Origin of the sequence: Streptomyces sp. P9(2023), assembly GCF_032436795.1 — a bacterium.
GTDB lineage: Bacteria > Actinomycetota > Actinomycetes > Streptomycetales > Streptomycetaceae > Streptomyces.
Map to the genome: position 1 here is coordinate 1 of NZ_JAUPWM010000709.1, position 250 is coordinate 250.

The 250-nt window shown below is 46.8% G+C and carries 1 pseudogene; it reads right to left on the minus strand.

Features of this window, described 5'->3' with window-relative positions:
* Positions 1 to 250, minus strand: a pseudogene (locus tag Q5762_RS39180) (hypothetical protein); the annotation flags it as partial.

The window sequence follows — 250 nt, forward strand, 5'->3', positions numbered from 1 at the left end:
TGACATGACGGTATTGAGCTCTTGTTCACGTAGTTGAGTAACAATATCTAACCCCTCAGCAGCGGGATCAAGATTATCAATATTGATGCTAGGGGCGATAAAATTATGATGCAGCATCAAGGTAGAATAAATCGCCTCATGAACGCCTGCTGCGCCTAACGCGTGCCCCGTCATTGCTTTCGTTGCAGAAATCGCAGGGCTATGACCGCCAAAGATTTCTTGAATTGCACCCAGCTCTTTCACATCACCG